This is a genomic window from Ruegeria sp. BE3 (assembly GCF_056538865.1).
On sequence record NZ_JBQFTW010000002.1, the window covers coordinates 96,483 to 110,555 of the forward strand.

Genomic DNA, 14,073 nt, shown 5'->3' on the forward strand with positions numbered 1-14,073 from the left:
TTCAGAGCCTCAGCAAGATGTCCATCAGTTCATCGACCACCGACACGATGCGGGCATTCGCGGCGTAGGCCTGTTCGATCTGCATCAGGTTTTGTAACTCGGTGTCGCTGTCGACGCCTTGTTCGGCTACTAGTTGCTCCATTCTTTGCTGAGCGTTTGTGGCAAAGGTGTTGCGTGTATCAGCAGCATGTGCGCTGGCCCCGGCCTGCGAAATGAGGGCTGCAGCTAAATCGGTGGCGCGCATGTTGCCTGTGCCAAGACCTGTCGCTATTGGTCGCGCTTCGGTCAGAATTGTACTGAACGCTTGCAGCTGACGGGCTTCACCCGGTGCGCCCGGTGTAACGGCACCCAGACCAGCGCGCAGCCTCCAGCTGTCGCCTCCCGAGTCGGGATCAACGATCGTGTTCAGCGCAATACGCGAGGCAAGACCTGTCTGCGTGGCAGGATCAAACCGGTTGCCTGCATCGGTAAAAAGGCCGGGATCGGTCGCCGTCGTGGTTGGATCAAGGCCCGCAGTCTCGAACCGTTCGATCAGATCTCGGGCAACAGTATCCAGGTCGGTCTGCGCCTCGATTGCCAGGCTATCGCGGATCTCGAACTGCGCCATCAGCGCCCCGCCCCTTATCTGCGCGAAATCTCCGGTGATGCGAACGGGCTGACCGTTGACTTCAAGCCCAGACAACAACCCGTTGCCGACTGTCATATGAGGCATGGTATCGCCAGTTGTCGAAAACGAGAATGTGGCGGCGGTCCCTTCCAACAGAATCAAACCACCGTCGGCATAGAGAGAGACCTGTTCGTTGTCGCGGGCGACCACATGCACGGGCACCAGTTCATTGATCTGGTCAACCAGCACCTGACGTTGATCCAACAGCGCGCCAATATCTCCGCCAGAATTCCGGATGGCGGGTATGCGCGCGTTCAGTTGTTCGATGTCCTGCAATGTCTGGTTGAGAGTGCCGACCTGTTCGCCAATTGTCCGATCTGCATCGGATCGCATCTTCCGAACCCCTTCAGATGCCTGATTGAGCGCGGTGCTCAACGCGCGCCCGGCGCGGGCCACCTGATCCAGGCGCTGGGTCGAACCGGGGAGGCTGGCAGCCGTGGTCAAGCTGTTTTCGAAATCCGTCAATCTGGCCGCGATCGATATGGCATCGTCGGCAGTGCCTACCAGATTTTCGAAGCCTGAATGGAACGCCGACAGCGGTCTGGTAGAGGCAAGTTCCGCATCGGTCGTGCGGCGGTTGGCCAGCAGAACCGGATCCTGATGCCGTGTAATCCCCGCAACGCGTACACCGTTGCCTGAGATTGCGCTGGTTGTCAGTTCCAGCGACCTTCGGGAATAGCCCGGTGTCAGCGCATTTGCGATGTTTCCCGAGATTACCGCCGCTCCGCGGCTCGCCGCGCTCAGCCCACCAAGGGCGTTGTTCAGTGCTGTCGACATGTTCATCGGACGACTCCCTTTGGTCGGCTAGATGTTGGTTCAGCGTTTGATGTTGGTGGTTTCCTGCAGCATCTCATCCACGGTCTGAATGACCTTCGCGCTTGAGGAATAGGCCCGTTGGGTCTGGATCATCGAGGTCAGCTCGGTTGCGACGTCGGTGGTCGATTCCTCGCGCGCGAAAGACACAAGATCGCCAGTTGGGCCTTCTCCGGCGTTCCACAAGAAGAACGTTCCACTGTCGCGCGAAGGCGCGTAGGTTTGGCTATCCAACGCTGTAAGACCATTCGGATTTGGCACATCAGCCAGTGGGATCTGGAACATGCGGCGGCTGACGCCGGTGTCGTAGAACGCGTAGACATATCCGTTCTCATCGACCTGAACACTGGTCATTGTACCTACGGCCGAACCATCGCGTGTGATGGACACCGGGGCAAACGTATCCGACAACTGGGTAATCCCGTCTGCATCACCGATCTCGCCGATATTGATCTCCATCGGGCCGCCTGCCACGTTGACAACGAAGCTGCCGGTTGCCGGGTCATAAGCCCCGCCAGACACTGCTGTGACACTGGCCAGGGTTCCTCCGGCTGCGCGGCTGTCGGTGAAAGTCAGTGTGTATTCCCCGATCACAGCGCCGCCAGATGCTGAATCACGCAGCGTTAGAGTCCATTCATTGCTGGACCCTGTTGCTGGGACGGTGGGTATCAGTTCGATATCGACGCTTTCGGATTTGCCCAGATTATCGAAATACTCGACCGAAAGGGGTTGCGTATCACCCGGAGCGCCAGCATCGGTCGCGGTAGCAGGCAAATTCATGCGCAGATTCATCGATGTGGTCGGCGCACCTGACAGCTGATTGACGCTCAATTGGATGGGTTCCAATGCGGCGGGTGTGTCCCGTGGAACGCTGGGAATCGAACCATCCGCCGCGGCACGCCAGCCCAGCATCACAAGGCCGGATTCGGTGACCAGATATCCTTCGTCATTGGTGCGGAATGAACCGGTCGTGGTTAACAACATCTCGTTCGAACCCGACGCGATCTGAGAGCTGGGTCGCACCGGCAACATGCCACGCCCACGCACGGCCAGATCGGTCGAGTTGTTGGTTGTCACCAGCGAACCACGCTGATCGATCATCCGCTGGCTGGTGGTCCGGACGCCACCCGCCGAATAGCTGCCGCCCTGACCCGATGTGACCATGGAATGAAAATCGGTCTCGACCCGCTTGTAACCAAATGTCGAGGAGTTGGCGATGTTGTCCGAGATGGTGGCCAGCCTGTTGGCGTTGGCCTTTAACGCCGCCACACCGGCATTCAGCGAAGAGGAAATGGTCATCGGCACGCCCTTTTGTTGCATCGGTCCGTAATGCAACACGTACCGTACCGGCCCTTAACAGCGCGCTAACAGCTAAAATGCGTACTTTCCTTTCAAGATCGGGGAGAGCGCAGAAAGATGATCTCGATCCTATTGTTGCGCACCGACATCGGGTTTTCGGCCGCCAGATGCCGATCTGCATGACCTGTCACCCGATCCAGGCGCAATGGCCTGACACCCTTGTCCTGCAGTAACTGGCGGGTGATCTGCGCCCTTGCAGTCGAGAGATCCCAGACAGGGTTCTCGGCCAGAACGATGGGTGAGGATCGGACATGCCCCTCGACGGCGATGGGGTTCGTGACCAGATCCGATGAGCGTGCCACCAACAGCGCCAGAGCCCGCATCATTTGTGTCGGCTTGTCCGTGCCTGATTCGAACAGAGGCTGTTCATCAGTCGCGAACAATTCCACCACCAGCCCTTCATCCGTGACGCGGGTCACAATGTGTTTGAGTATCTCGTCCGAAATCAGGCTTTCTCCGCTCCGACCCAGAAGCTGCGCTTCGAGTGACGAGAAATCGTCGAACGCACCCTTACCGCCACCCTTCGCATCAACCCCGGTCGATCCGCGCGCCTGTTTCGACTGGGTCGGGTTGCGATTGCTGGCACCCGAACCGTCCATGACCAGTGTTTTTTCCGAGAACATGTTATCGCCGCCAAAGGCTCCGTCGCCGCCGCCAGAGACTGGATTGACGGGGATCGTCGGCGAAAAGTAATCCGCCAGACCCTTGCGTTGTTTCTCGGTCGTTGCGTTCAGCAGCCACATCAACATGAAGAAGGCCATCATGGCCGTCACGAAGTCCGCATACGCGACCTTCCACGCGCCGCCGTGGTGGCCATCGCCACCCGACACACGTTTCTTCTTGATGATGATTGGCGCCGCATTGGTTTGCGCACCCATCTCCACCACCTTTGTATCACCCGTCTATCGGCGTAGCAGGGCAGGTCTTAAGGCGGGCTTAACACTTAAAACTGTCTCGAAATCCCTAGCGCGGCAGGTTGGTCCCAGCGCGACGCAGGATTAACTGCAGGCGGTCGAAGCTGTTGGAAATGCTGTCAGCCTCAGATTTGCCGAAAAACGCATCAAGCTCTTCATGCACGCGAACGGCCTGATCCAGCAACGGATCAGAGCCTTCGGCATAGAGCCCTGCTTTGATCATGACTTCGGATTGTTCATAGCTGCCGACGAGTTTGCGGGTTTCGGCGATCAACTGATTTTCCCTTTCGCTTGCCGCGCGGGGCAGGCTGCGTGAAACTGAGCGGCTAAGATCAATGGCGGGAAAGCGCCCGCGCTCGGCGATTTCGCGGCTCAGCACGATATGGCCGTCAAGCACGCCGCGCAGGATATCTGCAACCGGCTCATCCATGTCAGAACCTGCGACCAACACGCTGAACACGGCGGTGATGTCGCCTTGGTCGGCGGTGCCAGGGCCAGCGCGTTCACATAGATTGGCGATCATCGGAGTAACCGAAGGCGGGAACCCTCGCAGTGATGCTGCTTCGCCCATGGCGACGGCAATCTCGCGGTGGGCTTCGGCGAAACGTGTAACCGAATCGGCTAGGAACAGGACATTCAGCCCCTCGTCGCGTATAGATTCGGCCACCGCCATTGCCGACCAGGCGCAGCGTCTGCGGGCCACCGCGGACTGGTCCGAAGTTGCTGTCACCACGACCGATCGTTTCATTCCTTCCACGCCCAGCGCGGTTTCGACAAATTCATTCACTTCGCGCCCGCGTTCACCGATCAGTGCGACCACCACCGCATCAGCCTGCATTGAGCGGGCGAGCGTGGCCAGCAGCGTCGATTTGCCGACGCCAGAGCCTGCAAAGAGCCCAACGCGCTGGCCTTGCACGAATGGCAGAAGGGTGTTGAGCATGGCCATCCCCGTCTCCATCCGTTCTCCCAGCGGCTTACGGGCAACGGCGGCTGGCGGGGCGTGCATCAGATCCCGCCCCTGCACGCCGGGCAATAGCGGTTTGCCGTCTAAAGGCACTCCAAACGGATCGACGACCCGGCCCAGCCAATGCCGCCCTGGTGCAAAAATTGGCGTTTTCTCCAGAACCACCGGATCCCCCAGGCAAACACCATCAGAGGCAGCGCCGGGCAGCATGTGGATCAAATCAGATTCCACATGCAGGACTTCTCCGCGCAGGTTCGGTCCGCTGCGACGGCGCAGCGTCAGATGATCTCCGATTCGGGCATGTCTGGCCAAACCGTCAATTTCGATTACTCCGCGCGCAACGCTGGTGACGCGACCCATATGTCGAGTCGCTGACATTCTGTCGAAGACAGCTTTCAGACGTGCCGGATCGAGATCAGCCATCGCAGGCCCTCCAAATTGCTTTCTCGAAAACGGTTTCTAAAGGAATCGGGGTTAAGCCTTGATTGAAATTGATCGAGGGAGAAGCCCCGATGTTCTATGACCTGAACGTCTTTAAAACAGCGTACGCAATGGCAACCCATGCCGGGCAACGGCAGACTGTCATCTCACGCAATATGGCAAATGCGGATACGCCCGGCTATCAGCCCCGCGATATCGAGGCCTTCGGGACAGCGTTTGATAAGACCGGAGGCGAGGTTGCGATGACCACCACCCGCGCCGGTCATCAGAATGGCGATTCGGGTGCTTGGAACTGGGCGGAATATGTGGCCGATCCGTCAGGTGACCCCAACGGCAACGGTGTCTCGCTGGAAGAAGAGATGTTGAAAGCGGTCGACGTCAAACGGCAGCATGACCGGGCGTTGGCGATTTATCGTTCGTCGATCGGCATTCTGCGTACCTCTCTTGGCCGATCGTAAGGGAGAAGCAGCATGAGCGATTTTTCCCATTCTCTGACAGCCTCGGCCAGCGCCCTGCGTGCGCAGGCAGCGCGGCTACGTCATGTGTCCGAGAATATTTCGAACGCGGATACGCCGGGTTATCGGCGTAAGACTGTGCCGTTTGAAACCGTCGAAAAGGGTAGTCAGCAGACGGTGCAGGCTGGGCGCGTCAAACTCGACCGCCGTGATCTGACCCGCATCTATGATCCGGGTCATCCGATGGCGGATGACTCGGGGCATTATCAGGGCTCGAATGTCGATCTGATGATCGAGATTGCGGACGCCCGCGAGGCACAGCGCAGTTACGAGGCCAATCTCAAAATGTTCGATCAGACTCGGCAGATGTCATCGAGTCTGATGGATTTACTTCGAAAATAAAGGAAAGCCAGAATGGATATCCGATCTCTTACCGCCGCGCAGAACTATGCAGGCGCGCGCCCGGCTACACAGGCTGATCCCGATCACCAGGGCATTGGCCAGGGGCTGCAATCCACGTTCCGGGATTTTGCGGCAACACTGAAGAACAGCGAGCAGGTAGCGCAGTCTTCAATGATCGGTCAGGCCGACCCGCATGCGTTGGTTCAGGCGCTGGCGCAGACCGAATTGGCGGTGGAAACAGCCGTGATCGTTCGCAATAAGGTGGTTGAAGCCTATCAGGAAATCCTGCGGATGCCGGTCTGACGCGATGCTCAGCGAGGGCCTCTTCTATGACATCGTACGTCAGGCTTTGTGGGTTGCGGTCATCACCTCGGTCCCGATCCTGGCGGTGGCGCTCGTCTCGGGGCTTGCCGTCGGTCTGTTCCAGGCGCTGACCTCGGTACAAGAGATGACGCTGACCTTCGTTCCCAAGCTGATCGCCATCGTCATCGTGTTCTGGATCTCGATGGGTTTCATGACCCAGACCCTCGTCACTTTTTTCACCGGGACGCTGATCCCGCTTATCGCAGGAGGTCGCTGATGGACACTGCTTATGTCACCCTGTCTCGTCAGTCGGGTCTTATGAACGAAATGCGGCTGGTCGCCAATAACATCGCCAACGCCAACACCACCGGATACCGCCAGCAGGGATTGGTGTTTTCAGAGTTCGTTCGGGACATGCCAGGCGATCCGTCGTTGTCGCTCAGTCGGGCACAGGTGCGTAATACCTCGTTACAGCAAGGCGTGTTGACCGAAACCGGTGGGACGTTTGATTTTGCCATTGAAGGCGACGGTTTTTTCCTGATCGAAACGTCGGCAGGCAATCGTCTGACTCGCGCGGGCAGCTTCTCACCCAGTGCCGAGGGCGATCTGGTCACCATGGAAGGTCATCGCGTTCTGGACGGCAATGGCGCGCCGGTTTTTATCCCACCTGATGCTGCAACGATTGATGTTGGCAGCGATGGTACGTTGAGTGTCAATGGCCAGCTTCTGGGGCAGATTGGTGTCTATTCCGTCGCTGAGCCGGAAAACCTTGTGCGCGAAGGCAGCACCTATTTCCGTCCCGGTGGGCAGATCAATCCGGTGGACGAACCGGTTGTGCTGCACAGGTTCCTCGAAAGTTCGAACGTGAATGCCATTGGACAGGTCACGCGGATGATCGAGATCCAGCGTGCTTATGAGTTGGGCCAGAGTTTTATGGATGCCGAGGATGAACGGGTGCGCGGCGCCCTCAAGGCGCTGATGCGCTGATCTGAGAGAGGAGATACTTACATGCGGGCTTTGAAAATCGCCGCGACCGGTATGACCGCGCAGCAGATGCGGGTCGAGACCATCTCGAACAACCTCGCGAATATGAATACCACAGGCTATAACGCACGCCGGGCTGAGTTTGCCGATCTTCACTATCAGCAAATGGCGCGGGCAGGGGCGGTGAATGCCTCGGACGGAACGGTGCTGCCAACGGGTATCCAATTGGGTCTGGGTGTGCGTCCGGCCGCCGTGACTGTGCAGTTGGAACAGGGCGGATTGTCGGCAACCGGAAGTGACCTGGACGTCGCGATTGAAGGCCACGGTTATCTTGAGGTGACCCTGCCTAACGGACAATCTGCCTTCACGCGAGACGGCAGCCTGAAGCGGTCCGCAGAAGGTCTTATCGTCACTTCGGACGGCTTTGCCGTCGCACCGGAAATCACCATCCCGGACGACGCCAGATCCATCTCGATCAACGCCGCGGGCGAAGTTTATGCCTATTTTGACGATACCGCCGAAGGGCAATTATTAGGGGAGTTCACGCTGGCCAGTTTCTCCAATGCCAAAGGGCTTGAGGCTGTGGGCAGCAACCTGTTCAAAGAGACTGAAGCCTCGGGTGCACCTGTCGTCGGTACTCCGGGCGAGGATGGTCTGGGCACGTTGCGGCAGGGGTATCTTGAGGACAGCTCGGTCGACGCGGTGCGCGAGGTGACCGAGCTGATCGAGGCACAGCGCGGGTATGAGATGAATGCCAAGGTCATCTCGGCAGTGGACCAGATGATGGGTGCCACAACGCAGGTCCGCTGATGCGAATTCTGGTTTGTATCCTAGCGCTGTGCCCTTTCGCGGTTTTCGCAGAAATTGTCGTGCCGACACGAACGATCCGCGCGAAAGAGATTATCGTCGCCTCGGATCTGGAGATCAAAACCATCGAGATCGCCGGTGCGGCCCAACAGATTTCCAGCCTTGTCGGGCAGGAGGCGCGCGTGGCGCTCTACCCCGGCAGGCCGATCAGTTTGTCGGATATCGGCCCGCCCGCGATCGTGGATCGGAACGATCTGGTGACGTTGGTGTTCGATCGTGTCGCGCTTTCGATTACCGCCGAGGGTCGTGCCTTGGGGCGTGGCGCAGTGGGTGAGCGTATCCGGGTGATGAACTTATCATCGCGCACAACGGTAACGGGCGTGATCCGCGCCGATGGTCAAATCGAGGTCAAGTGATGTCAAATCTATCGAAACTCATGCTCTGCACAGTGATGGGCATTACGGCCTGTGGACGGCTGGATCATCTGGGTAAACCTCCAAGCCTGACACCCAATACTGAATCGCCCGAACATGTCGCAATGCTGTGGCCTGGTTTGCCATTGCACAGTCAGCCGCAGCGCACAGTCGATCGCGCCTCGCTATGGAGCGGTGGTCAGCATTCGTTGCTCGGGGATCAACGGGCGATGAAGAAGGGTGATATTCTGACAGTCGTGATTGAGCTGGATGAAAAAGCTGAAATTTCGAACGACACAAACCGCTCACGCGCGGGTTCGGAAAGTCTGTCTGTACCCGGCCTCTTCGGGTTGCCGCAACGCGCGGCGGAACGTTTACCTGAAGGAGCCTCTCTGGATGAGGCTGTATCGATCGACTCGGCCTCTGTCAGCAAGGGCAAAGGATCGGTCAAGCGCAAAGAGAAACTGACACTACGTGTGGCCGCAACGGTTGTCGACGTGCTGCCCAATGGTGTGTTGTCGATCACTGGTTCGCAGGAGTTGCGCGTGAATTTCGAACTGCGTGAGTTACTGGTTGCGGGATATGTTCGCCCCGAAGACATCTCACGCCAGAACGAGATCACCTACGACAAGATTGCCTCGGCGCGCGTGTCCTATGGAGGCCGCGGCCAGATCACGGATGTACAACAGCCGCGATATGGGCAACAGGTTCTTGATACGGTTTTGCCGTTCTGAGGTGGTGATGTGATGGGAAAACTGTTGCCAATCATCTGCCTGATGGCGGGCCTCGCAGCGGGTGTCGGGGTTGGCGTTATTCTGGCTCCCGCTGGAAAGGTGGAAAAAGCCGAGGATAAGACCGATGCCAAACCAGTCAAAGCTGACCAAGGGAAACAGAAGAACTCCAAGTCTAGTAAGGAAGATAACGAGAAGACACAGGAATATCTGAAGCTTACCAAGCAATTTGTGGTTCCGGTTGTTGCAGAGGATGAAATTTCTGCGCTGGTCACAATGTCGCTCAGCCTTGAGGTAAGTCCGGGTATCGAGGATGTCTTTTACGAGATCGAACCCAAGCTCAGAGACAGATTCTTGCAGGTGCTATTTGATCACGCCAATAGCGGTGGATTTAATGGGACGTTCACGCGGTCGGATAACCTGGCTGCCCTGCGGAAAGCACTGCTTGAGGTCGCGCAGAAGGATTTGGGGCAGGACGTGTCTCAGGTTTTGATCATGAGCGTCAGCCGGCAGGATACCTGAGCTGGTTTTAATGTTCTTATGCGCGGCGCTTGCCCTGTTGCAGGCGTTGCGCCAGTTCTGTCACGGCCTGTTTGCGGCCGAATGCCTGGCGCAGATCATCCATGGCCGAAAGCTTCTGCGACCTAAGGCGTGCTAGCTCTGTGTTCAGCTCCCGCCGTGCGGCAGATTCCCAGCTGTGCCACAGTAGATCGGTGCCCGTGACACGGTATCCTTCGGTTTGCGTGCACTGCATATTCACCTCTGCCAACTGTTTATCCAGCTGCGACAGCCGACCGAGAATTCTAGCCTCCTGCTGCAACAATGGATGCAGCTTTTGGTGTTCGCGCTGGTAGCCAGCTTCGGTGACTGTCAGCAGGTCCGTCATCCGTCTACGCATCACGTCACTTGCTCTTTTGCGCGTTTGCGCATGGTTTCGGCAAAGCGAATGGCGGCCGCGACCGGACGGTAATAGTCTTCGCTGATCTCATGGCCGATTTCGACCGTGGCGTGCAGTGCGCGCGCGGTGGGCGGATCTGAGTGGATGGGTACTCTGGCCTGATTTGCCGTGGCCCGGATCGTGGCGGCGATTTCGTCTACCCCTTTGGCAATGCAGACCGGGGCGGTTCCGCTGGCGCGCGACCATTTAAGGGCGACGGCGTAATGCGTCGGGTTGACGATCACCACATCGGCCTTGGGCACGTCCGCCATCATCTGATTGGTGGCGATGTCTTGCGCGCGCTGGCGGCGCTGTTGTTTGACATGCGGGTCTCCTTCAGCGTCCTTTGTCTCATCCTGGATTTCCTTGCGCGACATCCGGTTCTTGCGCAGATGCTCGGCGTGCTGCCAGAGGTAGTCGATAATGCCGATTGCCAGAGCAATGGTGATAACGATGAACATAAAGCGGAATAGCAGGTTCATCATCAACACCACGGAAGATCGTGCGGGTGCCGCGCTGGATGACAGGATTTCTGGCAGGTTTGCGTGCAGAAATAGGGTCAAACAAGTGCCATAGATCAGTAGCTTCACAAAGCTCTTTGCAAACTCAAACAAACCGCCGCGTCCAAATTTGTTTTTCGCATTGGTGACAAGCGAGACGCGCGAGGGCTTGGGTTTCAGTTTCTCAGGTGCAAAGACCAAACCACGCTGTGCAATCAGGCCAAGGATCACCGCGGCAGCGGGCACGGTGAACAAGGCTGCCACCGGCACGAGTGCGGATTGCAGGATCCCAGTTACCGGCGCGGTGGCGGGACCGGTTGTCAGCAATTCGCCCAAGCGTTCAGATTGATCTATCAGAACCATAAACAGGGTTCCGAGGTGTTGCGCCGTGTATTGCCCCGCCAACACAACCGCGATGAGTAGTCCGGCATACGCAGCCACAGCCGACAGATCATTGGATTTGGCGACCTCACCCTTCTTGCGCGCCTTTTCCAGCTTTTGAGGGGTCGCCTCAAATGATTTGTCGCTGTCATCGTCCTGTGCGCTCATCTTGGCCCTCCGAGCGGGTTTTCGAGGAAGGCGAACAGAGCGTCTGACCAGACAGACAGGATCAACGGTGTACCGGCAAACAGCAGAAAGAGACCTGCAAACGTGATCGCGGGGGCACCGACGAAAGCAACCATCAGCTGCGGCATGGCGCGATTGATGACACCGAGGGCCAGGTTGTAGATCAGCGAGGCGATGACGAAGGGCATCGCCAGCGCAAAAGCCAATCTGAAACTGCATGATATCTGCGTTACGCCCCATTGCGCCAGATCTGGGGCAAGTGGCAGGGTGCCCATGGGGAACAGCATATAGCTGTGGATCATGAATTGCGCGGCCCGGATATGAAGACCCAGCAAGGCCGCCAGCGTCAGTCCCGCCAGCGTCAGCAAATATCCCATCGCGGGCACGGGTTCGGCTGCCGCTCCGCCCAGAAGCTGTGACAGCGATGTGGCTTGTGCTGCGATGGATCCGGCTGTTTGCAATGCCAACACAAACAGGCGAAGGCCAATTCCAAGTGCCAGACCAGTCGCGATTTCTGTCCCGATCAGGCCGATCATGTTACCGAAGCCGGGCGGTGTGTCAGCGCTTGGTACCGCAGGTGCCACAATCAGGGAAAACGCGACGGAGAGTCCCAGCTTGACGCGCACGGGAATACTGCGTTCACCAAAAGCGGGCAGCAGGGACACCATGGTCGAGATGCGCAGCAAGATGGCAAAGAGGTGCCAAAGAGTCTGCCCGAGATACGGCAAAAGCTCGGGTGGCAGAGCGATCACGCAGGCACCGTTCCAACCAGCGCTGGGCGCGCTTCCAGTCCGATTTCCTCGAAGGACAGAACCGGGTTGGCAATGCCGCGGGCATGCATGATCGTACGCAGCAATCGCCGACGCCGGGTCGAGGTGACGACGGCCGGAAACAGCCCGTGATCGGCGGATTTGGCAACACTGTCATGCACCCCATCAGCGAGCTTGTTGAACAGGTTTGGCGGCAGTGCGACATCCAGGCCGGTATTTGGGGCGTCGATCTGATAGCTGGCGAAAGTGTCTTCCCATTCCGGTGCCAGTTGGATCAGCGGGATTGAGCCATCTTCGCGTTTCATGTCGGCCACCAATTGAAAGCCCAGCCGCTGGCGAACCAGTTCGCAAATCCCCTCGGGCTGAGTTGTGGTCATCCGCGCCTCGGCCACGCTTTCCAGAATAAGCGCCATGTTGCGGATCGAGACCCTCTCGTCGAGCAATAGACGCAACACGGCGTGCAGGATATCGATCGGCACCTTGTCGGGGATTAATTCGTCTAGAAGCTTGCGATTGGCTTCGGCGCGCGTGGGATCGCTGAGGCGGGTCATCTCGGACAGCAGGCGGCGCAGGGATTTCAGCGTCAGCAGGCGCGAGAAATTCTGTTTGATGATCTCAAGCAGGTGGGTGGCCAAAATCTCGGGCGGGGTCACGATGGTGGCCCCGTTCATGGCTGCGGCTTCTTGATCTTTGGGCAGGATCCAGCGTGCAGGTGCTCCATAAACCGGTTCAGTCACATCGGTGCCGTCGGGCAGCAGATCCTGGCCTTCCTGCACCAGCGCCAACACCAGTTCCGAGTTCAGGACACCGCGCGCCTGTTCGACGCCTTGTACCTTGATGACATAAGTTCCGGTGGGTAGGTCGGCGCGGTCGGTCAGGCGAATTTCGGGCAAGATCAGGCCGAAGCTTGACGCCACATACGTGCGCATATTGGCAATCCTCGCATCCAGCCCGGTACCGGGATTCAGCACCATGCTGACCAGATCGGGGGCGAATTCCAGATGTACGTCATCCAGGTCCAGCACATCGCCGATGGCTTGTGAGACAGGGGTGTCGGTCTCGGTTGTTGCAACCTCGGCTCGGGTCTCTTCAGCTTTTCGTTTCTTCAGGCCGGAATAGGCGGCATAACCCAGCGCCGCCGCGCCAAGAATGAAGGGAAGGAACGGCAGACCGGGCACCAGCGCAAAAAGAACCATCAGAACCGCAACGGTTGCCAGGGCTGCGGGGTGTCGCCCGAGTTGCGAGAAAATCGCGCTGTCAGTGGCGCCCTGCGTACCGCCGCGTGCCAGCAGCAAGGCCGAAGCAATCGAGATGATCACCGCTGGAATCTGCGACACCAGTCCATCGCCAACAGTCAGGATCGCGTATGTCTCAAACGCCGAGGAAACTGGCATCCCATGTACGATCACGCCCATGACCAGACCCATCACGAGGTTCAGCAAAGTGATCAGCAGCCCAGCGATGGCATCACCTTTGACGAACTTCGATGCACCGTCGAGCGAGCCGAAAAAAGTGGTCTCCTGTTGCTCGCGTTCACGCCGTTCTTTAGCCTGTTGGTGGTCAATGGCACCGGCGGACATATCGCTGTCGATGGCCAGCTGCTTGCCGGGCATGCCGTCTAATGCAAAGCGCGCCCCGACCTCGGCCATGCGGGCAGCGCCTTTGGTGATGACCATGAAGTTCACGATCAGCAGGACACCGAACACAACGAGGCCCAGAAAGATGCTGCCGCTCATGACGAATTGCGCGAACCCCTCGATCACATCGCCAGCGGCGTTTGTACCGGTATGCCCCTGTCCAATGATCAGTTTGGTCGATGACACGTTCAGCGACAGCCGCAGCATCAGCGAGGCCAGTAGGATGGTCGGGAAGGAAGAGAAATCCAATGGCCGTTCAATGAACAGGGTCAGGGTAAAGATCAGGATCGCCAGCGCGAATGAAGCTGCAAGGCCAACGTCCAGCACCCAAGCGGGCATCGGCAGGATCATCATCACAATGACGGTCATCAGCGCCAGCGCCAGCAGGACGGTCGGAGAGAACAGGGTG

At 58.3% G+C, this 14,073-nt stretch carries 17 protein-coding genes; 9 read left to right on the forward strand and 8 right to left on the reverse strand.

Annotated features, from left to right (window positions below; genetic code table 11):
* Window position 1: 1 nt before the first annotated feature.
* The 4 genes from flgK to ACR0AZ_RS07850 all read right to left on the reverse strand — a co-directional run bounded on the left by flgK (window position 2) and on the right by ACR0AZ_RS07850 (window position 5,140).
* Window positions 2-1,450: a flagellar hook-associated protein FlgK gene (flgK, locus tag ACR0AZ_RS07835; RefSeq protein ID WP_480471135.1), complete on the reverse strand. Its 1,449-nt coding sequence runs from the start codon at window positions 1,448-1,450 to the stop codon at window positions 2-4.
* A gap of 33 nt (window positions 1,451-1,483) precedes the next feature.
* Window positions 1,484-2,779, reverse strand: a complete 1,296-nt coding sequence (locus ACR0AZ_RS07840) for a flagellar hook protein FlgE (protein ID WP_480667181.1) — start codon at window positions 2,777-2,779, stop codon at window positions 1,484-1,486.
* Between the two features lie 92 nt (window positions 2,780-2,871).
* The gene (locus ACR0AZ_RS07845) at window positions 2,872-3,717 is read right to left on the reverse strand and encodes a flagellar motor protein MotB (protein ID WP_480667182.1); all 846 of its coding nucleotides are present in this window, start codon (window positions 3,715-3,717) and stop codon (window positions 2,872-2,874) included.
* Window positions 3,718-3,802: 85 nt separating this feature from the next.
* Window positions 3,803-5,140 (reverse strand): FliI/YscN family ATPase, encoded by a 1,338-nt coding sequence (locus tag ACR0AZ_RS07850; RefSeq protein WP_480667183.1) that lies wholly within the window; start codon window positions 5,138-5,140, stop codon window positions 3,803-3,805.
* A gap of 89 nt (window positions 5,141-5,229) precedes the next feature.
* Between ACR0AZ_RS07850 and ACR0AZ_RS07855 the strand changes: the two genes are divergently transcribed.
* From ACR0AZ_RS07855 to ACR0AZ_RS07895, 9 genes are read left to right on the forward strand one after another with little or no spacing between them, the layout of a single operon-like run.
* Window positions 5,230-5,616 carry a FlgB family protein gene (locus ACR0AZ_RS07855; RefSeq protein ID WP_480471131.1) on the forward strand — a complete coding sequence of 129 codons (387 nt, stop codon included), beginning with the start codon at window positions 5,230-5,232 and terminating at the stop codon, window positions 5,614-5,616.
* Window positions 5,617-5,628: 12 nt separating this feature from the next.
* Window positions 5,629-6,015: a flagellar basal body rod protein FlgC gene (flgC, locus tag ACR0AZ_RS07860; RefSeq protein ID WP_480660062.1), complete on the forward strand. Its 387-nt coding sequence runs from the start codon at window positions 5,629-5,631 to the stop codon at window positions 6,013-6,015.
* A 12-nt stretch (window positions 6,016-6,027) separates the two neighbouring features.
* Window positions 6,028-6,318 (forward strand): flagellar hook-basal body complex protein FliE, encoded by a 291-nt coding sequence (gene fliE, locus ACR0AZ_RS07865; protein WP_480471129.1) that lies wholly within the window; start codon window positions 6,028-6,030, stop codon window positions 6,316-6,318.
* A 4-nt stretch (window positions 6,319-6,322) separates the two neighbouring features.
* Complete coding sequence (locus ACR0AZ_RS07870) at window positions 6,323-6,595, forward strand: flagellar biosynthetic protein FliQ (RefSeq protein WP_480471128.1); 273 nt, start codon at window positions 6,323-6,325, stop codon at window positions 6,593-6,595.
* Window positions 6,595-7,305 (forward strand): flagellar hook-basal body complex protein, encoded by a 711-nt coding sequence (locus tag ACR0AZ_RS07875; protein WP_480471127.1) that lies wholly within the window; start codon window positions 6,595-6,597, stop codon window positions 7,303-7,305. The genes ACR0AZ_RS07870 and ACR0AZ_RS07875 overlap by 1 nt, the downstream gene beginning before the upstream one ends.
* Before the next feature lie 21 nt (window positions 7,306-7,326).
* Complete coding sequence (flgG, locus tag ACR0AZ_RS07880) at window positions 7,327-8,112, forward strand: flagellar basal-body rod protein FlgG (protein ID WP_480471126.1); 786 nt, start codon at window positions 7,327-7,329, stop codon at window positions 8,110-8,112.
* A complete protein-coding gene (gene flgA / locus ACR0AZ_RS07885; protein WP_480667184.1) occupies window positions 8,112-8,525 on the forward strand; it encodes a flagellar basal body P-ring formation chaperone FlgA in 414 nt (137 codons plus the stop codon). Before flgG ends, flgA begins: the two co-directional genes overlap by 1 nt.
* A complete protein-coding gene (gene flgH, locus ACR0AZ_RS07890; RefSeq protein WP_480471124.1) occupies window positions 8,525-9,256 on the forward strand; it encodes a flagellar basal body L-ring protein FlgH in 732 nt (243 codons plus the stop codon). The genes flgA and flgH overlap by 1 nt, the downstream gene beginning before the upstream one ends.
* Window positions 9,257-9,268: 12 nt before the next feature.
* The gene (locus tag ACR0AZ_RS07895; RefSeq protein WP_480471123.1) at window positions 9,269-9,775 is read left to right on the forward strand and encodes a flagellar basal body-associated FliL family protein; all 507 of its coding nucleotides are present in this window, start codon (window positions 9,269-9,271) and stop codon (window positions 9,773-9,775) included.
* Between the two features lie 16 nt (window positions 9,776-9,791).
* Here the strand turns inward: ACR0AZ_RS07895 and ACR0AZ_RS07900 are convergent, their stop codons facing one another.
* Genes ACR0AZ_RS07900 through flhA form a run of 4 tightly spaced genes read right to left on the reverse strand, consistent with a single transcriptional unit; the run spans window position 9,792 to window position 14,033 of the window.
* Entirely contained in the window at window positions 9,792-10,151 is a 360-nt protein-coding gene (locus ACR0AZ_RS07900; protein WP_480667185.1) for a hypothetical protein, read from the reverse strand.
* Complete coding sequence (gene flhB, locus ACR0AZ_RS07905; protein WP_480667186.1) at window positions 10,151-11,239, reverse strand: flagellar type III secretion system protein FlhB; 1,089 nt, start codon at window positions 11,237-11,239, stop codon at window positions 10,151-10,153. The genes ACR0AZ_RS07900 and flhB overlap by 1 nt, the downstream gene beginning before the upstream one ends.
* Window positions 11,236-12,009 carry a flagellar biosynthetic protein FliR gene (locus tag ACR0AZ_RS07910; RefSeq protein ID WP_480667187.1) on the reverse strand — a complete coding sequence of 258 codons (774 nt, stop codon included), beginning with the start codon at window positions 12,007-12,009 and terminating at the stop codon, window positions 11,236-11,238. Before ACR0AZ_RS07910 ends, flhB begins: the two co-directional genes overlap by 4 nt.
* Entirely contained in the window at window positions 12,006-14,033 is a 2,028-nt protein-coding gene (gene flhA / locus ACR0AZ_RS07915) for a flagellar biosynthesis protein FlhA (protein WP_480667315.1), read from the reverse strand. Before flhA ends, ACR0AZ_RS07910 begins: the two co-directional genes overlap by 4 nt.
* Window positions 14,034-14,073: the final 40 nt, after the last annotated feature.